The organism is Mesorhizobium sp. WSM3224 (genome assembly GCF_000427725.1).
GTDB lineage: Bacteria > Pseudomonadota > Alphaproteobacteria > Rhizobiales > Rhizobiaceae > Mesorhizobium.
In genome coordinates, this window is record NZ_ATYO01000016.1 from 149,939 (window position 1) to 174,088 (window position 24,150).

The 24,150-nt window shown below is 63.8% G+C and carries 17 protein-coding genes and 1 pseudogene; 9 read left to right on the forward strand and 9 right to left on the reverse strand.

Annotated elements, in window-relative coordinates; all coding sequences use genetic code 11:
* Window positions 1–9: 9 nt before the first annotated feature.
* Entirely contained in the window at window positions 10–909 is a 900-nt protein-coding gene (gene folD, locus YU3_RS0122640; protein ID WP_027168376.1) for a bifunctional methylenetetrahydrofolate dehydrogenase/methenyltetrahydrofolate cyclohydrolase FolD, read from the reverse strand.
* Window positions 910–1,106: 197 nt separating this feature from the next.
* Window positions 1,107–3,560, reverse strand: coding sequence for a GumC family protein (locus YU3_RS0122645; protein ID WP_027168377.1), 2,454 nt, complete (start codon window positions 3,558–3,560; stop codon window positions 1,107–1,109).
* A 202-nt stretch (window positions 3,561–3,762) separates the two neighbouring features.
* On the opposite strand from YU3_RS0122645, the gene YU3_RS0122650 reads away from it, so the two are divergent.
* Window positions 3,763–5,058: a lipopolysaccharide biosynthesis protein gene (locus YU3_RS0122650; RefSeq protein ID WP_027168378.1), complete on the forward strand. Its 1,296-nt coding sequence runs from the start codon at window positions 3,763–3,765 to the stop codon at window positions 5,056–5,058.
* Window positions 5,059–5,186: 128 nt separating this feature from the next.
* Here YU3_RS0122650 and YU3_RS0122655 read toward each other — a convergent pair whose 3' ends face one another.
* From YU3_RS0122655 to YU3_RS0122665, 3 genes are read right to left on the reverse strand one after another with little or no spacing between them, the layout of a single operon-like run.
* The gene (locus YU3_RS0122655; RefSeq protein ID WP_027168379.1) at window positions 5,187–6,110 is read right to left on the reverse strand and encodes a DUF6492 family protein; all 924 of its coding nucleotides are present in this window, start codon (window positions 6,108–6,110) and stop codon (window positions 5,187–5,189) included.
* Complete coding sequence (locus YU3_RS0122660) at window positions 6,107–6,901, reverse strand: WecB/TagA/CpsF family glycosyltransferase (protein WP_027168380.1); 795 nt, start codon at window positions 6,899–6,901, stop codon at window positions 6,107–6,109. Before YU3_RS0122660 ends, YU3_RS0122655 begins: the two co-directional genes overlap by 4 nt.
* Window positions 6,898–8,070, reverse strand: a complete 1,173-nt coding sequence (locus tag YU3_RS0122665) for a glycosyltransferase family 4 protein (protein WP_027168381.1) — start codon at window positions 8,068–8,070, stop codon at window positions 6,898–6,900. Before YU3_RS0122665 ends, YU3_RS0122660 begins: the two co-directional genes overlap by 4 nt.
* A gap of 168 nt (window positions 8,071–8,238) precedes the next feature.
* Here YU3_RS0122665 and YU3_RS0122670 point away from each other — a divergent pair, with 168 nt between their 5' ends.
* From YU3_RS0122670 to proC, 3 genes are all read left to right on the forward strand, one after another.
* Complete coding sequence (locus tag YU3_RS0122670) at window positions 8,239–9,237, forward strand: glycosyltransferase (RefSeq protein ID WP_027168382.1); 999 nt, start codon at window positions 8,239–8,241, stop codon at window positions 9,235–9,237.
* Window positions 9,206–10,525, forward strand: coding sequence for an O-antigen ligase (locus YU3_RS0122675; RefSeq protein WP_027168383.1), 1,320 nt, complete (start codon window positions 9,206–9,208; stop codon window positions 10,523–10,525). Before YU3_RS0122670 ends, YU3_RS0122675 begins: the two co-directional genes overlap by 32 nt.
* A 131-nt stretch (window positions 10,526–10,656) precedes the next feature.
* Entirely contained in the window at window positions 10,657–11,472 is an 816-nt protein-coding gene (gene proC / locus YU3_RS0122680; protein WP_027168384.1) for a pyrroline-5-carboxylate reductase, read from the forward strand.
* A 110-nt stretch (window positions 11,473–11,582) separates the two neighbouring features.
* Here the strand turns inward: proC and YU3_RS37220 are convergent.
* The 3 genes and pseudogenes from YU3_RS37220 to YU3_RS0122695 all read right to left on the reverse strand — a co-directional run bounded on the left by YU3_RS37220 (window position 11,583) and on the right by YU3_RS0122695 (window position 13,599).
* Window positions 11,583–11,904, reverse strand: a pseudogene (locus tag YU3_RS37220) (type II toxin-antitoxin system RelE/ParE family toxin).
* Window positions 11,904–12,185: a type II toxin-antitoxin system Phd/YefM family antitoxin gene (locus YU3_RS0122690; protein WP_027168385.1), complete on the reverse strand. Its 282-nt coding sequence runs from the start codon at window positions 12,183–12,185 to the stop codon at window positions 11,904–11,906. Before YU3_RS0122690 ends, YU3_RS37220 begins: the two are co-directional and overlap by 1 nt.
* A gap of 100 nt (window positions 12,186–12,285) precedes the next feature.
* Window positions 12,286–13,599, reverse strand: a complete 1,314-nt coding sequence (locus YU3_RS0122695) for an NAD(P)H-dependent oxidoreductase (protein WP_027168386.1) — start codon at window positions 13,597–13,599, stop codon at window positions 12,286–12,288.
* 412 nt (window positions 13,600–14,011) lie between these two features.
* Between YU3_RS0122695 and YU3_RS0122700 the strand changes: the two genes are divergently transcribed.
* Genes YU3_RS0122700 through YU3_RS0122715 form a run of 4 tightly spaced genes read left to right on the forward strand, consistent with a single transcriptional unit; the run spans window position 14,012 to window position 19,568 of the window.
* Window positions 14,012–15,460 (forward strand): TolC family protein, encoded by a 1,449-nt coding sequence (locus YU3_RS0122700; RefSeq protein WP_027168387.1) that lies wholly within the window; start codon window positions 14,012–14,014, stop codon window positions 15,458–15,460.
* Between the two features lie 39 nt (window positions 15,461–15,499).
* Window positions 15,500–17,632, forward strand: coding sequence for a type I secretion system permease/ATPase (locus YU3_RS0122705; RefSeq protein WP_027168388.1), 2,133 nt, complete (start codon window positions 15,500–15,502; stop codon window positions 17,630–17,632).
* 15 nt (window positions 17,633–17,647) lie between these two features.
* The gene (locus YU3_RS0122710; protein WP_027168389.1) at window positions 17,648–18,937 is read left to right on the forward strand and encodes an HlyD family type I secretion periplasmic adaptor subunit; all 1,290 of its coding nucleotides are present in this window, start codon (window positions 17,648–17,650) and stop codon (window positions 18,935–18,937) included.
* Complete coding sequence (locus YU3_RS0122715) at window positions 18,927–19,568, forward strand: ribbon-helix-helix domain-containing protein (RefSeq protein WP_027168390.1); 642 nt, start codon at window positions 18,927–18,929, stop codon at window positions 19,566–19,568. The genes YU3_RS0122710 and YU3_RS0122715 overlap by 11 nt, the downstream gene beginning before the upstream one ends.
* Window positions 19,569–19,886: 318 nt before the next feature.
* Here the strand turns inward: YU3_RS0122715 and YU3_RS0122720 are convergent, their stop codons facing one another.
* Window positions 19,887–20,855, reverse strand: a complete 969-nt coding sequence (locus YU3_RS0122720; protein WP_027168391.1) for a transglutaminase-like cysteine peptidase — start codon at window positions 20,853–20,855, stop codon at window positions 19,887–19,889.
* 323 nt (window positions 20,856–21,178) lie between these two features.
* On the opposite strand from YU3_RS0122720, the gene YU3_RS0122725 reads away from it, so the two are divergent.
* Window positions 21,179–24,150 (forward strand): DUF5801 repeats-in-toxin domain-containing protein (locus YU3_RS0122725; protein WP_027168392.1); only part of this gene is annotated, 2,972 nt, incomplete at its 3' end.

Genomic DNA, 24,150 nt, shown 5'->3' on the forward strand with positions numbered 1-24,150 from the left:
TTTCTCAAATCAGAAGGACGGCCGCTTCAACCCGGCCGCGAGGTAGGCGGAAGCTACAGTGTTCGCCATCAGCATGGCAATGGTCATCGGCCCGACGCCGCCGGGGACCGGCGTGATGGAGCCGGCGGCCTTGGCCGCCTCGGCATAGGCGACGTCGCCTACCAGGCGGCTCTTGCCTTCGCCCTTTTCGGGCGCCGGGATGCGATTGATGCCGACGTCGATCACGGTGGCGCCGGGCTTCACCCAGTCGCCCTTGACCATCTCCGGACGGCCGACGGCGGCGATCAGGATATCGGCGGTGCGAGCCAAGGCCGGCAGGTCCTTGGTACGGCTGTGGGCGATTGTTACCGTGCAATTGGCGGCGAGCAGCAGATTGGCCATCGGCTTGCCGACGATGTTGGAGCGACCGACGACGACGGCGTTGAGGCCGGACAGGTCCTTGCCGCGCACTCGCTCGATCAAAAGCATCGAGCCGGCCGGCGTGCAGGGCACGAACGCCGTCTCGAGCTCGCCGGTGCCGAGCTTGCCGACATTGATGAAGTGGAAGCCGTCGACATCCTTTTCCGGCGCGATCGTCTGGATGACCTTGCCGGCGTCGATGTGGCCGGGAAGCGGCAGTTGCACGAGGATGCCGTGGATCGACGCATCGGCGTTGAGGTCGCCGATGATCTTCAGCAGTTGTTCCTCGGTGGTATCGGCTGGCAGGGTGTGCTGGAGCGAATGGAAGCCGCATTCCTTGGCAGTGCGCGATTTCGATGCAACATAGACCTGGCTTGCGGGATCCTCGCCGACAATGACGACCGCCAGGCCGGGCTTGGTGGCGCCCTTGGCCGAAAGCTCCGACGTCAGCGCCTTGACCTTTAAAACCACATCCTCGGCGACACGCTTTCCGTCGATCACTTCGGTCATCACGAACTCTCCGTTTCGAGGCCGCATCGATGCACGGCCCCATTCCTCTATCCGGCATGTCGATTCGCCAAAGCGAGACGCCGGCGGCTGAAATGCAGCGCGGCATTGTCACGAAAATTCGACAAGGCAATCCCGTCAAAGCGTCGTCGGATGCCGTAAACCCGAAACCGGCCGCTTTTTATCGAACGCTGGACGGTTTAAAAATAGCGGCGGCTAGCGCGGCTTTCGGTCAGCTCACGCACCGCCTCGCGGAATTCGCGCAGGCTGGCGCGGATCTCGTCGATCTGGCCCTGCTGATCGGCGGACTGCTGGTGAGCCTCGGCCGCGGTCGGCGACTGCGGATGATAGGATGCCGGCGATACCGGAGAATGATCCTCGTAGGGATCGGTCCGCGTATGGTCGGGCCGATAGGAATAGCCCTGGTCGTATGGCGACTGGAAGTTCTCCCGCGTCGATGTCTCAGCCCGCGAATAGCGTTCTTCCCGGCTGGGCGCGCGCCAGGCGCTTTCAGGTGGGACAGAGTCCATATCGACCGTTTCAACCGGCTCGCGCCGCACGAAATAGCGAACCGCCGAGGCCAGCGAGCCGAAAAGTCCTGGCCTTCCTGCGTCGTCGTCCGGTGTCGGTGGTGCGACGGACTGGGCCGGAGCCGGCGCAGCCGCCGACACCGGTGGAGGGGGTGGAGGCGAGGCTGGCGGCGGTGTGAAAGACGCGGCTGGGGGCGGCGTGAATGACCGAGCTGGAGGCGGCGTGAAAGACGGAGGAGCCGGCGGTGGAGCGACCGGCGGCGTAACGAGCCGTGGCGGTGCAGGCGGTGGCGCGGCTCGCTTGGAATTGTTCTCCATCGCGGGTGCACGCTCGTCGACCCTGCGGCGCGAGTGGATGTCGGCCGTTTCGCGCAGGCTGGCAAGGATGCCGCGCAGCACGCCGAGGCCGATGCCGGCGAACAGCCCGGCGAACAGCCCGGCCACCGCCATCACCGCGCGCGACGGACCCTTGGCCTGCAGCGGCGCATAGGCGTCTGAAATGACGCTGATGTTGGCGGTGTTGATGTCCTTCTGCTCGCCGGTTTCCTTGGCGCGCAGCAGGAACTGTTCGTAGACGGAACGCTTGGCCGCGGCCTCGCGCTCGAGCTCGCGCAGCGAAACCAGATTGCTGTTGACGTCGCCGCTCTGCACCTTGGCCTGCGCCAGGCGCGAGGACAGGTCCTGCTCGAGCTGGACGGAGCGCTTCAGGTCGACCTGCAGCGAGGAAGCGATGCGTTGCAGTTCGGCGCTGATGCGTTCGCGCGCGCCGGCAAGCTGGGCGTTGAGCGCCTCGATCTCCGGATGGCGCGGGCCGAATTTGATCGCGGCGCGGTCCGCCTCCTGCCTGAGGGCTGCATATTGCGAGCGCAGCTCGCTCATCATGTTGGAGTTGATTTCCTCGGGCAAGGTGCCGCTAAGGACCGAATTGATATTCAGCGAGCGCGCCGAGGCGGCGCGTGCGTTGAGCTCGAGCGTGCGGGCCCGGGCGATGGAAAGCTGCTCGTTGAGCTTCAGCATCTGGTCGTCGCTGATCAGGTGGCCCTGCGCGTCGACAAGGTCATGCGTCGCCCTGAAATCCTCGACCTGGCGTTCGGCCGTCTCGACGCCCTTGCGCAATTCGTCGAGCCTGCCGGTGAGTTCGTCGTTGGCGCGGCCCGCCGTATTGGACTGGATGTCGCTGGAAATCTGCTTGAACGCCTTGACCATGGTGTTGGCGATCAGCGCGGATTTCTCGGCGTTCTGCGTGGTGGCGCTGACCGAGACCACGAAGGTCTTGCCGCCACGCTCGACGTCGAGGCTGTCCGCCAGATTGCCGACCGCCAGTGAGCGCCGGCGCGCCTCGTTGGCGGGGCTCGCATCCTGCCGCGACAGGATTGAGCGGAGCGTCGACATCAGGCCGATGCCGCCGGTGCCCTGGCCGTTGAACTCGGGATCGTTGGTGAGGTTGAGATCCGTGACGACCTTGTTGAGAACGGTGCCCGAGGTCAGGATGCGAACCTGGTTCTCGACGATCGCAAGCGTCGCGTCCGAGGCGACCACGTTCTGCGTCAGGTCGCGATCGGTGAGCTTGAGGTCGCGCGGGTCGACGATGACGTCGGTGGTGGCTTCGTATTTCTTCGGCGTCGACAGCGCGATGGCGACGCCAAGGGCCGCGCCAAGGATCGTCGTCGACAGGATCAGCGCCTTCGATCGCGTAACGCCGTGAATGACCTGCATCGGGTCGATCAGCGGTTTCCAATCCTGGGAGCCGTCGCCGGCGGATGGCCGGCTTGTATAGTGAGGTTCGGGGGTGGCTTGCGGCCGATGGCTCGCCGCCGCGGCCTCATAGCCCTGCCCTGTCGAAGAGGGCCGATCCCTTCCAGCCAAGTCATCTTCGGTTTCGACGGGATCCGAATTCAGTCGGGCCTGATCGCGGCCGAATTCGCCAGCCTCTGCGGGCTGCGGATTCAACTTCCCTTCGCGCTCGGAACGCGCGGCGCGGTGGCGCGCGGCGGCATCCTGGCGCCATGAAGAGTCGGCCCGGTCGCCGATCGAAACCGTGTTGTCCTCGCCGCGCATGGCCTGGCCGAGCGCGAGCAGTGAACGCTCGCGCCTCCAGTCATCACGGTTATCCCTGTCGACCATTGTCCTGGAACTTACCTTTGGTGGCTTCGGCGCGGCGGATCGGCCCAATCGTTAAGCCACGCTAAACAGGCATAGGAAACAAAACGTTAATCTTGCGCCTCGGCGAGCACGGTTTCTCGCCTTGCACGCGGCATTTTCAGCGCCGCCGAGGAGGCCGCCAGAACGCCGCGTTAAACTTTCCAGCCTATGTATTGCCCCGGATATGACCCGGGCCAGCGACATACCGCAAAGGCGGACGTTCGCGCGGATCGGCCACTTCGTGGCCACCCGCCGGAAGCTGGTGCTCGACTATTTCTCGGCGATCAGCGGCGCCGGCGGCCGGCTGGTCTTCTCGCTGGCCTATTTCATCGCTTTGGCCAATACGCTTTCGATCGCCGAGTTCGGCATGTTCGCGACCGCCTCGGCCGCCGGCATCATGCTGTCGCGCATCCTCGCCTTCGGCTTCATCTCGGCGCTCTACCGCACCGCCACGATCCGCCCCAACCTGATCGGCACCTTCACCGCCGGCTTCCTGCTTCTCGGCGTCTTGTCGCTGCCGTTGCTGGCCGCCGCATCCTACGCCGTCTACCTGATCTTCTTTTCGGGCACCGTGCCGCTGTCGGCCTACGCCGCGGTCGTCTTCGCCGAGGCGCTTTTGTGGCGGCCGGTCGAAGTGGTGCTGATCGTCAATAACGGGCTTGGCAAATTCGGCCGCGCCGCGGTGCTGGCAATCCTGGCAACGGCGTTGCGCGCGGCCGGCGCGGTGTTGTTCATGTTCGCTGCGCAGCACACCATCGACGTCTGGTCGCTGTTCTACATCGGCGCCAACGCCGCATCGCTCGTCGTCGCCTTCGCCTTCTTTTATCCGCGCCAGCGGCTGAGGCTGCGCAGCGCGCTTTATTTCCGGCGGCTCGCCGATTCCATCTATGTCGCGGGATCCGAAATTCTGTTCTATCTGCAAATGGAGTTCGACAAGCTCCTGGTGCTGTCGATCGGCGGACCGCACCTCGCCGGTATCTACGCCATCATCATGCGGCTGGTCGACCTCACGGCGATCCCGATCCGCACCTTCTCGATGATGCTGGTGCAGCGCATGATGCGGGCGCCGGAACTTCTATCGCGGCTGACGGTCAAGAGCGGCATCGAAGGCGGCGTGTTCCTGGTCTCGACGCTGGCGCTCGTGTCGCTCGGCATCGTGCTGCACTTCTTCCCGAATGCTCTCGGCAAGAATGTCGCCGAGGCAGCGCCGTTGGTCGGGCTCGCGGTCTGCGTGCCGGGCCTGCGCAACCTCGTCGAATACCAGGCCGAGCTTCTGTTCGCGCGCGGCCAGACGGCGGTGCGGGCGATCAATCTCGGCCTGCTTGCCGGATTGAAGGCCGTGCTCCTGACCTGTGTGCTGACGACGATCGCCGATACGGCCAATCTGGTGCTGTCGCTCAACATCGTATTCCTGCTGCTTTATCTCGCCTCGATGCTGCTGACCTATTCAGCGATGCGCCGGCCGGCCAAGGCCGTCTAGATTCAGGTGAGGCCGGCCTGCAAATGGCAGCCTCCTGCGCTTCCGGTGCTCACGTACCTCAGTACGCTCCGCTCCGGTTCTCGGAGGCCGCCATTTTCGACTCGGCCTGACCTGAATCTCAGCGCGGTTTATTCCAGCCCAATCAGGCGGCGGATACGGCCGATATCGGTGCCGATGAAGGACTGCATGCCGATCGCCACCTGTTGCGGCGCCATGGCGTCGACGAAGCGGCGGAATTCTTCATCCGACAGCGCTTCACCGTTCCAGTGGACGCGGCAGAATTCCTCCGAGGCGTGGAAATGGCCGGCGCCTGCAAGCACGTCGTCGACATAGCGGCCATAGATCATGCATTCCGAAAACTGGCGCGCCGAGCCGACGACGCTGACCCAGTCGCGGCCATGCACCGTCTCGATGCGCTCGCACATCGCGTTGACCGTCTCGCGGCGCCAGGCGATCAGCGTCGAGATGTAGTCGTGGCTCGACGCATTGGCAGGATCGATGGCGAGTGCGGCGCCGGCATTGCGCGACCAGATGCGGTGCTCGTCATGACCATCGCGCGACAGCACGCCGTCGCGCCTAAACAGCCGCACCTTGCCGTCGCGCCAGAAGGCGCCGGCGTCGAACGGTTTCAGGAAGGCGACGTCGGAATCGCAGAAGACCAGCACGTCTTGCTTGGCTTGGCCGGCAATGGCGATGCGGCGCAGCTGCTGCACATGCCATCCGCGCAGCGGCTGTGTTTTCAGGCTCAGCCAGATGCGGCGGCGAAAACCGCTCAGCGGATCGTCGAACACGCGCAGCCAGCGCGGCAACAGGTCCCGCTCGTCGACAACGCTGCGGCGGCTGCCTTCCAGCCGGCGAAACAGCGCGACGTCGCGATGCTCGGTCAGGATGTAGTGATGCGCCATGCCGGTGACGTGGCGGTCGATGGTTTCGCACAACAGCCGGCAGCGTTCGAAATCGGGCGCGTAGCTCGCGGTGACGATTGCGGCTGACGGCGCGCGCGGCAGCGGTTCGATTGCGGTGGAGGAGCCCGGCACGAAGCGGCTGTTCACCGGCGCGCCTCCAGCGGCTGCGGCCTGTGCGACAGCTTCTGCTTGAACACGCGCCACAGGAACATCGGATTGCCGACGATATAGCGGCGCCACAGGCGGCCGGGTTCGATCCAAAGGCGAAACAGCCATTCCAGCCGCAGCCGGCGCAGCCATAGCGGCGCGCGCGGCACCGAGCCGCTCATGAAATCGAGCAGCGCGCCGACGGCGACCGGCAGCGTGCAATGGCGGCTGTCGATGTGGCGCTCGATCCACAATTCCTGGCGCGGCACGCCCATGGCGACGAGCAATATATCCGGCCGCAGCCTGGCGATGCGCTCAAGGATCGCCGGCTCCTCGGCGGCCGAGAAGAAACCGTCATGGATGACGACGAATTTGTGCTGCACGGCGAGCGTCGAAAGCTTCGCGCATGCGGCTTCGGCATTGGCGCGTGTCGTGCCGAGCAGCGCTACCGTCAGCGGGTGCGACGACGCCTGCAGGAAGGCCGGAATGAAATCGGTGCCATTGAGATTGCTCGGGAAAGGCTCGCCGTAAAGCAGCTTTGCCGCCATGTCGACGCCAACGCCGTCCGGCAAGATCAGGAAATCGTCCAACGCTTCGGCAAAAACCTGATCGGTGCAGGCCAGGTTGGCATTGTGGGCGTTGAGGAAGCTCACCTTGGTGAAGCGACGCTCGTCGATCAGCCTTGTGAGCAAGGAAATGGCCTCGTCCCAACGTAAGGCGAGCACCGGAATGCCCAGAATCGTCTTCAGCGTATCGAAGCCGAAGGCGGCGCGCGCGGTGTGCATGTTCATGCGGCGGCCTCCTGTCTGACGGCGCCGAGCTTCTCAAGACCAAGCCCGATAGCGGTGTCGAGCGCGTTGAGCTGGCGGCGATGGAAGGCGCTGCCATCCACGTCGCGGACATTGGCAGCGGCCGCCTGGAGAGCGGCTGCGAAAGCAATCGGATCGTCGGTCACCATGCAATTGTCGGGACGATGGCCGATGCCGCGCAGCGAGCGGCTGGTGGCGACGGACGGCAGGCCAAGCTCGAAGGTCTCGATGGTCTTCAGCTGGACACCGCTGCCGGCGGTGCTGATCAAGGGGATGACGGCGGCTGCGCGGACGAAGGCCTGGGCGTCCGGGACCCTGCCGACGAAGGAGACGCCGGGATGCGCCGAGGTCACGCCGGAAGGCATGTTGCCTGCGATCCTGATGCGGAAATCCGGTTTCAGATGCGGCACCACCTTGGTCAGGAACCAGTCGAGCCCGATGCGGTTCGGCTGCCAGGTCCAGGTGCCGATCAGCGCGCCGTCGCAATCGATGTGGCGCCGCCCCTTGCCTATGGGCGCCTGCGCGCGGGTCACCAGCGGCAGCACCGCCGAGCGTCTGTCGGAGGCGACGCCAAGCGCGGCGCGGTCTTCCTCGGCCAGCGTGAAGACAAAGCGCGCGGCGCCGCAGAGGCGCTCTTCCATGATTTTGAGCAGCCTGGCCTCGCGGCGGAACATCCAGCGCTGAGGCGCACTGCCGGCCGCGGCGGCATTTTCCTCTGCCGAACGATGCTCGACATTATGCGCGACAAAGACGAATGGACGGTCGGCGAACACCCTTTCAAAGGCACCGGCGAACTGCACCGAATTCAGGACATAGCCATCAAAGGGACCGGAGCGCTCGATGGCGGCGCGGACTTGCGCGTCAGGAACGACGCGCAGCTTGACCGAAGAGAAGGTCAGGCCGGAGAAAACGGCCTTGCCGAGCCAAGCAAGCTTCCGCAAGGCCGAAGCGCTTTCGGTGCGGACCTCGACGGCGTCGAGCACGATGGTGGCTTGCGGATCGGACGGGGCCTTTCCCGGCCAGATGAAGCCGATCACCGTCACGCGCGCGCCGGCGCGACGCAGCGCGTCGATGATCGCGGCGTTGGCAATCTCGTAGCCCGAGGCGAGAGCGCCATCGGGCACGATCGATGTGGCGAACAGCAGATGCATCTCACCTATCCATAGGTGCAGCCGGTAGCAAAACCCGGTGAAGCCTTGATTAAATGGCACTGTCAAAGGCCGAAGACCCGGCTTTTCCGACAGACGGGCGAGAAGGTGATTAACGAAACGTTATCACCGCGATGCTATCGAGGCTTAAACCCACGCTGCTGGAAACGGATGATCCCTTTGCCGTCCGACGCTTCTGTATCGATCGCGGGACGGTCGCCGGGGCTTGCCGCCGAGACCGTCGAGGCGGTGGTGACGTTGCCGACATTCAAGCGGCCGAAGCAGGTGCTGGAAACCCTGGCTTCGCTCAAGGTGCAGCGGACCGACCGGCGCTTTGCCGTCATCGTGATGGAAAACGAGGCCGAGGCGCGCGAGGGAGCGAGCGCGGCGCTGCCGTTGTTCGAAAGCGTCGAGATGCCCGGCATGGTGATCATCGCGCATGAGCGCGGCAATTGCAGCGCCTACAATGCCGGCTGGCAGACGGCGATGCTGCAGTTTCCCAACTTCAGGCACCTTTTGGTCATCGACGACGATGAGATCGCCGAGCCCGATTGGCTGGAGCGCATGTGCAAGGCAGCCGAGACTCTTGGCGCCGACATTGTCGGCGGCCCGCAAGTGCCGGTCTTTGCCGACCCGGCGCATGCCAGATGGGCCGAGCATCCTGTCTTTGCACCGCCCTATCGTGAAACGGGCCGCGTGCCGGCGCTCTATTCGTCCGGCAATCTGCTGGTAGGACGCAACGTGCTGGCGGCGATGGGGCCGCCCTTCCTCGATTTACGATTCAATTTCACGGGCGGCGGCGATTCCGATTTCCTCAGCCGTTCGGCGCAGAAAGGTTTCGTGCTCGGCTGGTGCGCCGAAGCAAAAGTCAACGAAACCGTGCCGGCCCGGCGCATCGAGGCAGACTGGATCCGCGCCCGCAGCCTACGCAACGGCGTGATCTCAACGCTTGTCGAAAAGAAAAAGCGCGCCGGCACGCCGTTTGCCGGCCTTAAAGTCCTCCTGAAGAGCCTGGCGCTGCTTGCGGCCTCGCCGCTGCGCGGCGCCATCCGGCTGGCGCGCACCGGCTCGCTGACGACGGGCCTTTATCCTGTCTATGTCGCGCTCGGCCGGGTGCTTGCCGAATTCGGATATGCCAATGAGCAGTACCGACAGCCTGAAAAGAATTGAGCGCGCGCCGCTCAGCGGCACCTTCACCAGGGAAGGTGTGGCGACGGCTATCGCTGCGCTCTTGTTCACAGTCATCATCGTCTCGTTCCGGCCTTTCCAGCCGGCCGGGGCGGAACTGACCGGCGACGGCGGCGACATCGTCAACCAGCTCGGTTTCGGCTCGCTCGGCGCTGTCTCGATCTTCTCGCTGTTTGCCTTCGCCAATCCGCGCGTGGTGCGCTCGCTGGTCAGCCCGTCCTGGGCGCTGATGCTCGGCTTCTTCTTCCTGTCGGTGGTGCTGGCGACCGATCCGCCCGCGGCAATGCGCGCCGCCTCCTTCACCATGATCGGCATCATCACCATGGCGACGATCCTGGTGCTGCCGCGCGACGCCGACTCCTTCGCCCGAGTGGTCATCTTCACCGCGGTCGTGGTGATCGGCCTATCCTATATCGGGCTGATCGTCTTTCCGCATGAGGCGCTGCACACCGCCGACTCGCAGGAGCCGGAGCATGCGGGTCTGTGGCGCGGCGTCTTCACGCACAAGAACATCGCCGGTCCGGTGATGGCCTGTTTCAGTTTCGCCGGGCTCTATCTGTTCCGGCGCGGCCAACGCTGGTGGGGCGCCGGCATCTTCTGCGCTGCGATGGTGTTCATGCTGCACACCGGCTCCAAGACCACCGCCGGGCTGATCCCGTTCTCGATCATGATCGTCGTGCTGCCCAGCCTCATCGGCATGCGGCTCGGCACACCGATCCTGTTCGCGCTGGCCATCGTCGCGACCGCTGTCGGCACGCTCGGCATCGTCTTCATCGCGCCGGTGAAACATCTGGCGGCGATCTATTTCCCGAACCTGACCTATACCGGACGCACGACGCTGTGGGAGTTCGCCGGCGAGATGCTGGCGAAGAAGCCATGGACCGGCTATGGCTACGAGAGCTTCTGGGGAACGCCGCTGCTGCTGAACCAGGACCAGCCTTTCGACCGGCCCTGGGATATCCGCACTATCGTGCACGGCCATGACGGCTATCTCGACATTGCCGTGCTGATGGGCATCCCCGCGCTGTGCGTCGCCGTCTACACTTTCCTGATCGCTCCTCTACGCGACTACATGCACATCCCGCCGCGCAAGGAAAACATCTTCCTCGGCGATTTCTTCATGATGGTGGTGCTGTTCACGGCGCTGAACGGTTTCCTGGAAAGCTTCTTCTTCCACCGCGGCGACCCCGTCTGGCTGTTCTTCGTGCTGGGCGTGCTTGGCCTGAGGCAAGTCTCGCTGCGGCCGATCCCGGTTCGCGTCTCTCACTGAATCGGCGCAAACCATAGCCGCCGGTCAAAATCCCTGCGTCGAGGAACCGGTCCTGGCAATCGGTCTCCTGCTCACTGCTCTTTTCCGCAGGCGCGCAAGCGGCTAAGGAGAGCCATCTCACGGAGGCTTTCATGACGATCAGGCTGGTTCTCGCCGGTTGCGGCAATATGGGTTACGCCATGCTCTCGGGCTGGCTGAAATCCGCCAAGCTCGAGCCGACGGCGGTGTTCGTGGTCGAGCCCAATGCCGAATTGCGCCAGCGCGCCGAACATCTCGGCTGCCGCGCCGCCGCCGACGCCGCAGCTATTCCGGCCGACGCCGTGCCCGATCTCGTGGTCATTGCGGTAAAGCCGCAGGTGATCCGCGAGGTAACGGCGCACTATAAGCGCTTCGGCGACGGCAGGACGACTTTCGTCAGCATCGCCGCCGGCACGCCGGTCGCCACCTTCGAGGAAATCCTGGGCGAGCTCGCGCCGGTCATCCGCTGCATGCCGAACACGCCGGCGGCGATCGGCAGGGGCATGATGGTGGTGTTTTCCAACCCGCTGGTTTCCGACGACGTCCGCCGCTTCGTTGCCGAACTGCTTTCGGCAAGCGGCGTCGTGACGACGATCGACGACGAAGGCTTGATGGACGCGGTGACGGCCGTCTCCGGCTCCGGCCCGGCCTATATCTTCCACTTCATCGAAGCGCTGACGGTTGCGGCCGAAAAGGCGGGCCTGCCGGCTGAGACCGCCAAGCTGCTTGCCCTGCAGACCGTTTTCGGCGCCGCCTCTCTCGCCGCCGAAAGCGACGAGGAGCCGGGCGTGCTGCGCCAGCAGGTGACCAGCCCCAACGGCACGACCGCCGCCGCACTTGTCGTGCTCATGGGCGAGGACCGGCTGACGAAGCTTTTGACCGACGCGGTGGAAGCCGCGCGGCTCAGGTCGATAGAGCTGGGAAAATAAGGTTCGGCCAAGTCATGCTGAATCGTGACTGCGATCGGATATCGGTCTCGAACGGCTCAACCGGTCAATCCGGCCGTTTCTGAGGCCCGAAGCCGGCAAATTTCCGTGCTTCACCGCAGCAGCCGGCGTTGAAGGAAGGACACCATGTCCCGCCGGCCATCGACAACGCAATAGATCACCACATCGTTTCCTATGACGCGATAGATCATGCGCCACGGTTTGTGATGCAACTCCCGATATTCGACGATCCCGAGGATTGCCAACTCCTTCGGGACGTTTCCCCGCTCAGGAAAATCCTCAAGCTCGAGGCAAGCTTTCTCGATCTCTCCGAGAATTCGATCGCCTGCCCGCCCCGTCACGGCCGGCAATGTGGTGGTAAAGGTCTTCGAGATCCCGCTCCGCATCTTTTGCGAAGAGCACGCGGTGCCGCATCAGATGTCATGCTTTGACAGGCGTTGGCGAATGCGGGCGAAGGTCTCGGCGGCAGGTCGAACGTTACCTTCCACCACTTGCTGGTTGGTAAGCGCCAGTATCTTCAAAAGCGCCAGCGTTTCCTGGGTCTCTTCGTATTGCCCGACGTCCTGGAGGACGGCCTTCGCCTCACCATGCAGCGTGATGACCACAGGCTGCCGGTTGTCTGCGAGCGTGCGGATGATTTCTGGCGCGTGAGCCTTGAGGTAGCTGATAGGTTTTACCTGTTCCGACAACTTCATAAATCGGTCTCTTTCGACCAGAATATAGACCGTCAATGGGTCAGTCGGAAGTGCTTCCGGCCAGGGTAGCAACGCGACCGTCCTGGACTCGGCGAAAGCATCAGGCTCCGTACAACATCTCGTCCTGCAGCTTGCGCAACGCGTACAGCCTTGTCGTCTGGTCCGGCGCGGCATTGTCCGTAGTCAACAACTCGCCCTTCCTGACCGGCTTCAGCACCTTGCCGCCTTCGAGCAGCCCGACCGGCAGGGCGCAGCTGGCGCGGGCATCGGCGACGGTCATGGTCCAGGAGCGGTAGCAGGTTTCGCCGATGGCGTCGAAGGTCTCGCCGGCGCCGAGATCGCGCTTGGCGACGGCGCAGACTTCCGCCACCGGCTTCGGCAGCGGCACCATGTCGGGCTTGCCATGGAGCATGATGCGGGCAGCGGTGAGCGGCACCTCCAGCGAGGTCAGGTGATAGGGCCGGAACAAGCCGTAATAGGGTCCGCGGCCGACATGGAGATCGTCCATGCGCTCGACAATGCGCGGGTGCATCGCCTCGACGATGACGAAGACGCCGGGCGCCACGCCCTTGCCGATCGTGTAGTCGACGACGCCTTTCCTCGACAGGAGGCCGCCGTCCTGTTTCGGGATCAGCACCTTGGCGAGTTGATCGCGATCGGCCTTGGGTCCGTGCATGCCTGGAACATCGGGAACCAGGCCGGTGGCGTTGGCGATGGCGCACATCTCGACCATGGTTTTCGAGCCGTCGACGAACTCGACCAGCATGCGCGGGTTCATGTTGCGGCGGGCCGCCTCTTCCCGGTAATCGTCGGGGACCGCGTCATGGTTGAGCGGATTGTTCTTGCCCTTGCCTGCCGAGACGATGGTTAGCCCAAGCGCCGAGGCGAATTCGATCAGTTCCATGCAACTGGACGGCTCGTCGCCCGCGCCGACCGAATAGACCACGCCGAGACGATCGGCTTGCTGCTTGAGATAACAACCGATGGTCACGTCGGCCTCGACGTTCATCATGACCAGATGCTTGCCATGTTCCATGGCCATCAGATCGAAATCAGCGGCGACGCCAGGCTTTCCGGTAGCGTCGATGACGACGTCGATCAGTGGATTGGTGACCAGCATCTCATTCGAGGTGATGGCGATCCTGCCGCCTTCGATCGCCTGGGTGACCCTTGAGGCGGTCTCGGCCTCGACCGCCATCGCCTCGTCGCCATAGGCGATGCGGATCGCCTCGCGGGCGGTGTGCGGGCGCCGCGTGGAAATGGCCGCGATCGAAATGCCCGGCATCAGCATGCCCTGCGTCACCAGGTCGGTACCCATCTCGCCGGAGCCGATGACGCCGATGCGCACCGGCTTGCCCTCGGCGGCGCGCCGGGCAAGATCGCGGGCAAGCCCGGTCAGGGCGATATTGGTCATGCAAGAAAATCCACGGCTTTTTGCTCCGACTCGCAATACAGGGAACGATCCCCGCTTGCCAACCAAACCAGACCGACATGGCGATTTCTTGCGCATGCTTTGCAAAGCCGCAGCAGATTTCCCAGGAGCTTGTGCGTAGCGACCGCAGGATTCGCCATTTCTTTCAGGCCATTAACCATTGCAATCCGCTTTGACCCGAAAAGTCTCGGCCGCCGCACCCGGTTTCTGTGCCATTTTTGCTACAGGTTTTGGCACTAATGTCCGGAATCGCACTTTTGAGGGGTGTCTAATCCATTATGCACTCACATCCCCAAAAAATCTGATAGATACTGGCCGCAAGCTCTGGTGGCAGGCTTGGGCAAATAAGCGCTGATAAAAAACACAATGGCGCGGGGATAGTCACGGGGTAGAAATGATCAGAACGGGTAAAATAACCGTCGGCTGGCGCTTTGCGCTTGCCGTAACGGTGTCGATGCTGGCTTGCGAGAGCGCCGGCGCACTCACGCTCAAAGAAGCCGTCGCCGTCGCTGTGGAGTCCAATCCGGAGATTGGACAGGCGATCGAAAACCGCGAAGCGATCGAATTCGAGTTGCGCCAGGCAAAAGGCCTTTATCTTCCCAGCGTCGATCTGGAAGCGTCCACAGGCGTTCGCCGCCTGGACAATGATACGAGGCGCGCGCTCGATCAGGATCATGACTCCCTTTACCCGAACGAGGCCGACCTTACGGTCTCGCAGACGCTTTATGACAGCGGCGCAAGGCGGGCGGAATTGAACCGCCAGGCCTCGCGGGTCGACGGGGCTTCCTTCCGGGTTCTGGAACGGTCGGAATTCATCGGGCTTGCGGTCGTCCAAGACTATCTGGAATACATGCTGCAGGCATCGATCGTGGTCGAGGCCAAGAAGAACCTTGGCTTCCATCAGTCCATTCTCAGCGACATCAAGCAAGGTATCGCGGGTGGCGCGCTCAACGATGCCGACCGGCAGCAGGCCGAGGAACGGCTTTATGCCGCCAAGGCGCGGATGCAGGAGGCAACCGAAGAACTCGAGGCGGCCAAGATCCGCTTCTTCAAGAATGTCGGCAAGCCGCTGACCAACGCGTCGCGGCCGGCCGATGTCGCGGGCGCTCTGCCGCGGTCGCTGGACGATGCGATCGGGCTTGCCCGGCAGAACAATCCGCGTGTCCATATGGCCGACAGCGATATCGACGCCGCCGCTTCGCTGGTCGATGCGGCGCGGGCGAAATACGGTCCCACGGTTACCGCAGAGGGTGTTGCCCGCGGCGGGTATGACATCGACGGCGACAATGGCGACGCGAGCGACTTGCAGGCTCGGGTGGTGTTGCGCTGGAACCTGTATCGCGGCGGTATCGACAAGGCCAACGAACAGGAACAGATCCGCCGCACCAGCGAGCAGCGTCTTGCGCTGCACCAGGTGCTGCGCGAGATCGAGGAAGCCGTCCGTACCTCGTGGGACCGCCGTTTCCGCCAGGCGGAACTGGCAAAGACGCTGCGGCTGCAGGCAGCTACCAATGAAAAGCTCGTCGCTTCCTACCGCGAGCAGTTCAAGGTCGGACAGCGCTCGCTGCTCGATGTGCTCGACGCCCAGAACACGCGCTTCAACACCGCAACACTGGCCGACACGTCGTCTTACGCGTCGCTGTTTGCGGAATACCGGCTGCTGGCCGCAACCGGGGAATTGCTGAAGACGCTCAACATCGAGCCGGCCAAGCAGGCCTCGGCCTATGCACGCTCGGAGTTCGGCGTGCCGGCAACGGCCGATACCGAGACTTATGCGCGGACGCCGTCGGAACAGAAGAACGATCTTCCGTTCGACATCCTCGCGCCGGTCAGGAAGAAGTAGTCGATGTAAGCGTCGATCTCGGGTCCTTCGGGGCGGATCGTGAACCAGCAACCCAATATCCTATCGCCCAAGGAGGCCTTCAAAGCCTGCTTCTGCGCTGTTGCGGCCTATCTCGGCAGGCCGAGCGCGGAAACCGTGCTGTTTGCCGGCGTGCCGATTCCGGAGACACGCATCGAGCCGGATGAAATCCGCCACCTGGCCGAGCGCATCGGCCTCGAGGTCCAGGATTTCAGCCATCGTGATTTCCTGCGCGGCCGCTTCGATCTTCCGGCCATCGTCTTCCGCGTCAGCCAATTGCCGGTCGCTCTCCTGGCGGAAATCGAGGGCGGACAATATCTGACGGCGCCGCAGGAAAACGGCCGCACCACGATCGACAGATCGGAACTCGCCGAAAGCTATATCAGCGGCGGCACTTCCTTTTCGATCACCTATGCCAACACGGCCGAAGAGATGACGGTCGGCTCCGCCGCGCGGATCGAAAGGCGCCACTGGCTGACCGGCACCATGGGGGCGTTCTGGCGAACCTACTCCAAGGTGGTGCTGTCGGCGGTCTTCATCAACCTGCTTGCGATCGCCTCGCCGATCTTCACCATGAACGTCTACGACCGCATCCTGCCGAACAAGGCGATCTCCACGCTGTGGGTGCTGGCGCTCGGCATCGGCGCGGCCATCCTGTTCGACCTGCTTCTCAAGACGGCCAGGGCGTCATTGATCGACTATGCCGGACGCAAGGCGGATCTGCGGATCTCCTATCTTCTGTTCGAGAAAGTGCTGAATTCCTCGCTGTCGGCACGGCCCGGATCGACGGGTGAATATGCAAACCGCGTCACGCAGTACGAATTCGTGCGCGAGTTCTTCACCTCCAACACCGTCAGCGTCTTCATCGACACGCTCTTCGTCTTCGTCTTCTTGGCTGTGATCTACGCCATCGGCGGCTGGCTGGTGATCATACCGGCGCTGGCCTTCGTCATCTCCGTCATCGTCGGGCTGATCACGCAGCGGCGGATCGGCAAGCGGGTCGCCGCCTCGATGAACGAAGCGTCGCAGCGCCAGGCCCTGCTGGTCGAATCCATTTCCACGCTGGAGACGATCAAGTCGCTGCGCGCAGAGGCCTACCTCTTGCGCAAATGGGGCGAGCACTCGAAGAACGCAGCCAACACGTCCGAGAAGATCAAGGAACTCTCGGCCGCGGCGGGCAACATCACCGGCGCCATCCAGCAATTCGTCACGGTCGCCCTGGTCGTGGCCGGCGCCTACGCGTTCTCGGAAGGCCAGGTCTCGACGGGTGCCATCATCGGCACCGTCATGCTGGCCGGCCGGGCCGTGGCGCCGCTCGGCCAGATCGCGATCACGCTTGCGCGGTTCCGGCAGGCCATGTTGTCGCTCAGGATCGTCAATACGATCATGGCGCAGCCGGAGGACCGCCCCGATACGGTCGGCTTCGTCAACCGGCCGATCCGCAGCGGCGCACTTGTCTTCAAGAATGTCGGTTTCGCCTATCCGGGCACGGAGAACGAGGTTCTGAGCGGGCTCAACATCGCGGTCAAGCCCGGCGAGCGGGTCGGCATCATCGGCCGCATCGGTTCCGGCAAGACCACGATGGGCCGGCTGATCGGCAGGCTTTACCTGCCGACGTCGGGGGAATTGCTGCTCGACGGCATAGACGTCCGCCAATACCATCCTTCGGAGGTCCGCGCCGCGGTCGGCATCGTAGCGCAGGCCGGCGACCTATTTTCGGGCACCATCAAGGAAAACCTTTTGATGGCGGCGCCGGAAGCGACCGACGATGAGATCATCGATGCGGCGAAGGCCGCGGGTGTCGATGACTTCGTCTCGCGGCATCCGCGCGGCTACGACATGAATGTCGGCGAGCGAGGCACCAATCTCTCGGGCGGGCAAAGGCAGGCGGTGGCAATCGCGCGGCTGCTCCTGACCAAACCGAAGATCGTCTTCCTGGACGAGCCATCGGGTTCGATGGATCTCGCTTCCGAACGGCAGTTGATCAAGCAGCTCAAGGTAGCGTTCGATCGCGACACGACGCTGATCGTATCGACCCATCGCTACAGCATGCTGGAGCTTGCCGACCGCCTCATCGTCATCGAGCAAGGCCGCATTGTCGCGGACGGGCCAAAGGAACAAGTCATCCAGGCATTGCAGAAGGGCAATGCCTGAGCGGAACGCAAAGACATGCTTGCAAGGGAAGATCGGCCACCATTTTTCGCCTCGGCGTCCGTCTATATCGTCGGGGCGCTGTTCGTGTGCTTTACGGCCTGGGCATCCTTTGCCGAGGTGGATGAGATCGCGCGCGGCGACGGCAAGGTGATACCCGCTTCGAAGACGCAGATCATCCAGGCCAGCGAGCCCGGGGTCGTGCAGGAAATTGCCGTCAAGATCGGCCAGATCGTCAAGAGGAACGATCTCATCATCCGCCTCGACAACTCGGGCAACACGTCGAGCCTTGGCGAAGAGAAGGCCAAGGCGCGAGCGCTGCAGGCCCGCATCGCGCGGCTGCAGTTCGAGCAGAGCGGCAATGTCGAAGGGGCGTTCCCCTGCCCGGCGGAAATCGAGAAGGTCGCGCCGGAAATCTGCGACAACGAGCAAAAGCTGCTTATCGCGCGGCGCGACAATTTCGAGGTGAAGCTCTCGGTGCTCAAATCGCGCCTCGATCAGCGCGAAAAGGAGCTGGACGAGGCCACCGCCAACGCCGATCGCCTTTCCAAGAGCCTGGAAGTCACCGACCGGGAAGCGGCGCTGGTCGAACCCATGGTCAAGAAGGGCCTGATGGCCAAGACCGAACAGCTTCGCGTCGAGCGCGAACAGACCGACCTTCACGGACAGCTGAGCCTCGCCGGCGAGACCATCAAGAAGAGCCAGTCGGCAATCACCGAGGCGCAGCTTCAGGTGAACGAATTGGGCCTGCAATTGCAGCAGGAGGCATTGAGCGACCTGACGCAGGCGCTCGCCGATCTTTCCGTGGTCGACGAAACCATCCGCGGCGCCACCGACAAGGTGGCGCGCACCGACATTCGCTCGCCGGTCGACGGCATCGTCAACACGCTCGACGTCAACACGCTCGGCGCCTTCGTGCAGCCCGGCGCGGTGGTGGCCGGCATCGTGCCGACCTCCGAGACGCTGCTGGTCGAGGCGCGGGTTTCGCCGCGCGACGTCGCCTTCATCCAGCCGGACCAGGAGGCACTGATCAAGGTCACGGCCTATGATTTCTCGATCTTCGGCGGCATCGAGGGCAAGGTCTCCAACATCACCGCCGACAGCCTCGTCGACCAGAAGACCGGCGAGCCCTACTACCAGGTGCGCGTCGCCACCGAGAAGTCGACGCTGACAAGGAACGGCAAGGCCTATTCGATCATCCCGGGCATGATCTGCTCGGTCGACATCAAGACCGGACACAAGACGATCCTCAACTATCTTTTGAAGCCGATCAACAAGGCGCGTCAGGAGGCGATGAGTGAGCGATAGCGCAATCCGCCCCGACACCCACCGCGACCGGCTGTTGCCGGCGCTGGCGGCCGAGGATTTCGGCCCCGAGTTCCGCGTCGTGGCGCGCGGCGGCGTGCGCCGCGGCATCCGCCTGGAGCGCGCCTTCTGGGTGTCGCTGAAGCAGATGGCGGAAAGCCGCAAATGCACGATCGGCATGCTGGTCGAGGAGATCGCCGAACATCATCCCGACCAGGGCAATCTCACCTCGGCGATCCGGGTCGCCTGCATGCGCGGCCTCGCCGAGGAAAGCATGGAATTGCGCAAACTCGCGTCGATCCGCACGATCACCGCGATCCTGATCGCCTGCCCCTCACCCGCCTTCGCGCTGTCGTCGTCAAAGAAGATCCTGGCTTTCAACGCGCCGTTCCAACAGCTGGTCAGGCGCCAATTGCCGAGCGCGCCGGGCGAGGATGGGCGCCAGGACCTGAAGCTGGCGCTCGACCTCAACGTTCCCGATATCTTTGCCAGGCTCGACGCCAATGGTGAAACACCGGTCACCAGCGGCTTCGTCATCGGCGCCGGCGAGCGCCGCTATCGCGGCCAGCTCAGCGCCGTGCGCGCGCCCGTTACCGAGCCGGAACTCCTGATGGCCTTCGTCTTCAACGGGTAGTTTCGACGGCCCGATGGGCTTGCGCTGGAAGATCGCATATCTCGGAGATTGGCCCGAAAATCGCCTCGTCATTCTATGGCGAAGCATGGAGCGAAGCGACGCGGCGCAGACCATAGAATCCATGCCGTGACTTCGAAGCGTTGCGACGGTGCAGAATTCTGCGCCGTTGCACCCCTCGGCCAAGGTAACGGAATGGATCCCCGGGTCTGCGCTCCGCTTCGCGTCGCTACGCCCAGGGATGACGAAGACACGAAGGCTCCGGCCAATTTGCGAAAGTTTTGGGCGCGCCTTCCCTGATAGCGCTAGCGGACAAGCAGCCTATTTCGCGTCGAGACCGGAACTCGCAGTCGCAACTTTCGCGTCAGGCGATCCTTCGCCGGGCGCTACCGTCGAGAAGCCGCCGGCGATGTCGGCGATCTGCGAGCCGGACTTCGACCCGTGGATCCAGGCGCGATCCGTGCTGAAGGAATAGAGCGGGACATAATCGGGCAGCTCGTTGTCGCGCATGACGGCGTTGCCGAGGCTGTCGAGGATGAAGGCGCCGCTTCCCGTGCTCACCGACAGGACGGCGTGGAAGAACTTGCGGCGGCGATCCTGGAGCACCACGAGCGACATGCTCTGCGCCGGGATCCCGGCTCTGAGCAGCGCCGCCATCTTGAGTATGGCGAAATCCTCGCAGTCGCCGGCGCGATGCTCGAGGATTTCCGAAGGCTTTGCCCAATAGTCGAGCTTGCCGTAGACGACGCTGTCCTTGCGATAGGCGATCAGCCGATTGATGCTGCTGTTGACGAAGGACAGCTTGTCGCGAAAACCCTTGTCGGCGGCAATGTTGATGATCTCGGCGAAAGCCGGGCTCTCGCGGTCGCAGATGCTGCCCGCGGTGCAGTCGACGATTGCCCTGTAGACAGGAGCCCAGCGAGCCGCGACCGGAAAGTTGCGCATCGACAAGGCGACGGAGCCGAAGACGCCGGGGATGATCGCGGCGGTCTGGATCGGATCGATGCCGGGATCGGCCTTGGCGCTCGCTCGCGCTTCAATCTCATGGGATGCCGCCGGTGCGTAGCCCGCCGAGACGTCCGCGATCCGGTATGCGGCGGCCGGATGCCAAGGCAGCGGCCGGGCCAGCGAAACGCCGCCGAGGCTGGCCGGAGCAAGCAGCTTTTGCAGGGCCGGCGCCGGGCCCGAATCCGCGCTGGCGGATGATGGATTTGCCTGAACGGCGAGGCCGATCGCCAGCAAGAGAACCTTGATCCCCGTCGTCCCCGGGGCTGCTCTTTGTATTTTCATAACGCCCACCTTTGACTGTGGACGCTACCAATCTTGTCTCAAATTATCGGAAAGGAAGGTGGGTAAGTTTCCGCGAATCACTCTATTCTTATTTCCATCAAATTTTATTCAAATTTATACTTTCATTTACCAAGCTGACGACGCGCGCCACGGCCAATCCCGCGCCCCTCAAGGGAATGCATATCTGCATATATCATTGCGATTTACCACGTGTAAAAAATGCGATTCTCTACATATTCCAATATATGAAATAGATTGAACGTCTGTTGCAAAGCCCAGGCCTGACATGTCTCTTTCCGGGAAACGCCGGAGGGGCTTTAGCTATGACAACCAATATCGAATTCGACGCCGTTTCAAATTCCTCGGACGAGCACACGAGCGCTGGGGAAAATCCGATCCCGACCGGTATCCAGGTCGCCCAGGCCGCCAGCGGCCAGGCGGCGAGCGAGCCGGTGCCGGTCGATGTCGGCAGCGGCGCGCCGGCGCAGGGCGCGGCCCCGGCTGCAAACCAACCTGCGGCTGACGCGAAGGCTCCTGCTTCCAACGCAAATGCGCCGGCGGCAAATGCGGCGGCAGCGAATGCCCCGCATGAATATCATGTCGAGGCCGGCAACGTCGTAAAGCTTCCGGCCAGTGTCTCGATCGACAACATCAAGGTCGAGGGACATGACCTCGTCCTCACGCAGCCCGACGGATCCGAGATCGTCATCAAGGACGCCGCGCTGAACGTGCCAACCTTCGTCCTCGGCGATGTCGAGGTGCCGCGCGTCGCCCTGATCGCCGCGCTCGAGGCAAGCCATGTCGATGTCGCCTTCGGCGCCGACGGCTCGATCTCGGCGGCTGGAAACGCCTCGCCCAGCGCCGGCGGCAATTTCGAACATCCTGCAGGCGGCATCGGCGACGGCTTCGGCCTCAGCGCCCTGCTGCCGCCAACCGACCTGGCGTTCGGCCAGCCGGACCACCGCGAGCTGTTCCCGGGCCTGCTGCCCGACTCCACGCCGACGATCATCGACCTGAACCCTGAGACGAGCGGCGGCGACACGATCGTCAATGAGAAGGGCCTGCCGGCAAGTTCCGGCGCGGAAGGTTCGGGCGAACAAGCGGCACCGGGCGCCGACGGCGACCCCTCCGAGCACAATACGGGCACCTTCACAGTCAACTCACCCGACGGCACCGGCTCGCTGAACATCAACGGCCAAGCGATTTCGGCCGCCGCGCTTGCCAACAGTGGATCGACGCCGATCGAAATCACGACGCCGCTCGGCAACCTGCTGACCATCAACGGCTACGACGCCGCCACCGGACAGGTGAGTTATACCTATACGCTTGAGCACAGCGAGCAGCATCCGGCAGGCAGTGATCCGATCTTTGACAATATAACCGTGACGGTCACCGACACGGACGGCGATGTTTCGCTTCCCGGCACGCTCTCGGTCCAGATCATCGATGACGTGCCGACGGCCAACCCGGACGCCAACAGCGTCGCGGCGGGCAGCCATGCGGAGATCAGCGGCAATGTGATAACCGGCGCCGGCGAGACCGATCCGTCCACGAGCGCGGACGTGAAGGGCGCGGACGGCGCGACGGTGACCTCGGCCTCCGGGACAGGCGCGGCGCAGAATGTGACGTCGGCGGTCATCGGAACGACGATCGCCGGCCAATACGGTACGTTGACGCTCTTTTCTGACGGCCACTACACCTATGACCGCGCGGCAAACACGCCGGGCGGCGTGAACGATGTGTTCCACTACACGCTGACGGACGGCGATGGCGACCAGTCGAACACCACGCTGACGATCAACATCGGCAATGAGCCGCCGAGGCTCGGGGATATCCCGGCCGCAGGCGCTGACGGCGCGATCGTCTACGAGGCGGGCCTGGCGACCGGCACGCTGCATGACGGCTCGAACGCGGTGAGCGGCTCGATCGCCTTCACCTCGCAGGACGGCGTCAACACTGTGACGCTGGGCGGCCATGCGCTGTCGAGCGATTCGGGCAATCCGACGACGTTCACGGACCCCGCCACCGGCGGCACGGTGAGCGCGTGGTACGAATACACCGCTGCGACCGGCACGGGCACGATCCACTACAGCTACACGCTGACATCCGATTTTCACAGCGCCACGGGCGGCGACGGCGCCAATACGGAAGCTGCGCCCAGCTTCGCGGTCGTTGTGACCGACCTGGATAACCAACCCGCCTCCGGCAATTTGGTGATCAATGTCATCGACGATGTGCCGACGGCGAAGGCCGATACCGACGCGGCGCAGTCCGGCGAGACGGTGACGGGCAATGTCGAGACCGGGGCGAGCACGAACGGTACCGGCGCCGCGGACGTCCCCGGCGCGGACGGGATCGCGTCGATCGTGTGGACAGGTTCGCAAACGACCAACAACGTGACGACCGTTCAGGGCGCGCACGGCGTGCTGACGGTCTCCGCCAATGGCGATTATAGCTATCACGCCAACCCGAACACGCCGACTGGCACCGACGTGTTCAACTACACGGTCACGGACGGTGACGGCGACAGCTCGCCGTCAACGTTGACGATCGATGTGACCAGCAGCCAACCGCATGTGACGGCGGAGGTTGCTAAGGTGGACGAAGCGGGCCTGGATACGACGCCGCCTGCCGGCGACCTAGGCCCCGGGACAGTGGACGGCTCGCATGCAGGCGATGGCTCGGAGACGACGACGGGCCAACTGACCATCTCGGATCCCGACGGAGTGACAGTGACCGGTGTTCAGGCTGGCAATGTCGGCAGCGACGTGACCGGCAATGTCGGGACGAACATCAATGGCACGTACGGCATCCTGCACGTAAACGCGGATGGCACCTACACCTATACGTTGACGTCGCCGGAAGCGAATGCTCCGGCGGGCAATGACGGCCCCAACTTGCAACCCGGACAGGACGTGTTCACGTTCACGGTAACCGACGGCCTTGGCAATACGTCCACTTCGACCATCACGATCAATATCACGGACGATGTTCCCTCGGTCGTTGCGAACCAGCAGTTCGCGGCGCCGACGCTGACGGTGGACGAGAGCTTCCTGACGGCGGCGACCAACAACGGCATCAATGGCTCCGGCCAGGCGCCTTCCGGCTCGACGCATGCGGAGGGCTCGTTCAGCGGCGCCTTCACGGTGACGACGGGCGCCGATGGCGGCACGACCAGCTACGCGCTGAGCGTGACGGCCGGCCCCTCCAACCTGATCGACACGGCGACGGGCCAGACGGTGGTGCTGTCGATGAACGGCAACGTGGTCGAAGGCCATGCCGGCGCCGGCGGCCC

Excerpts from the sequence above, each read along its gene's own strand:
- YU3_RS0122675 (WP_027168383.1), top strand. The coding sequence starts at position 9,206 with ATGAGCAGTACCGACAGCCTGAAAAGAATTGAGCGCGCGCCGCTCAGC.
- YU3_RS0122710 (WP_027168389.1), top strand. The coding sequence starts at position 17,648 with ATGCTTGCAAGGGAAGATCGGCCACCATTTTTCGCCTCGGCGTCCGTC.
- YU3_RS0122660 (WP_027168380.1), bottom strand. The coding sequence starts at position 6,901 with ATGAACATGCACACCGCGCGCGCCGCCTTCGGCTTCGATACGCTGAAG.
- YU3_RS0122690 (WP_027168385.1), bottom strand. The coding sequence starts at position 12,185 with ATGAAGTTGTCGGAACAGGTAAAACCTATCAGCTACCTCAAGGCTCAC.
- folD (WP_027168376.1), bottom strand. The coding sequence starts at position 909 with ATGACCGAAGTGATCGACGGAAAGCGTGTCGCCGAGGATGTGGTTTTA.
- YU3_RS0122700 (WP_027168387.1), top strand. The coding sequence starts at position 14,012 with ATGATCAGAACGGGTAAAATAACCGTCGGCTGGCGCTTTGCGCTTGCC.
- YU3_RS0122720 (WP_027168391.1), bottom strand. The coding sequence starts at position 20,855 with ATGAAAATACAAAGAGCAGCCCCGGGGACGACGGGGATCAAGGTTCTC.
- YU3_RS0122665 (WP_027168381.1), bottom strand. The coding sequence starts at position 8,070 with ATGCATCTGCTGTTCGCCACATCGATCGTGCCCGATGGCGCTCTCGCC.
- YU3_RS0122650 (WP_027168378.1), top strand. The coding sequence starts at position 3,763 with ATGACCCGGGCCAGCGACATACCGCAAAGGCGGACGTTCGCGCGGATC.
- YU3_RS0122695 (WP_027168386.1), bottom strand. The coding sequence starts at position 13,599 with ATGACCAATATCGCCCTGACCGGGCTTGCCCGCGATCTTGCCCGGCGC.
- proC (WP_027168384.1), top strand. The coding sequence starts at position 10,657 with ATGACGATCAGGCTGGTTCTCGCCGGTTGCGGCAATATGGGTTACGCC.
- YU3_RS0122645 (WP_027168377.1), bottom strand. The coding sequence starts at position 3,560 with ATGGTCGACAGGGATAACCGTGATGACTGGAGGCGCGAGCGTTCACTG.
- YU3_RS0122670 (WP_027168382.1), top strand. The coding sequence starts at position 8,239 with ATGATCCCTTTGCCGTCCGACGCTTCTGTATCGATCGCGGGACGGTCG.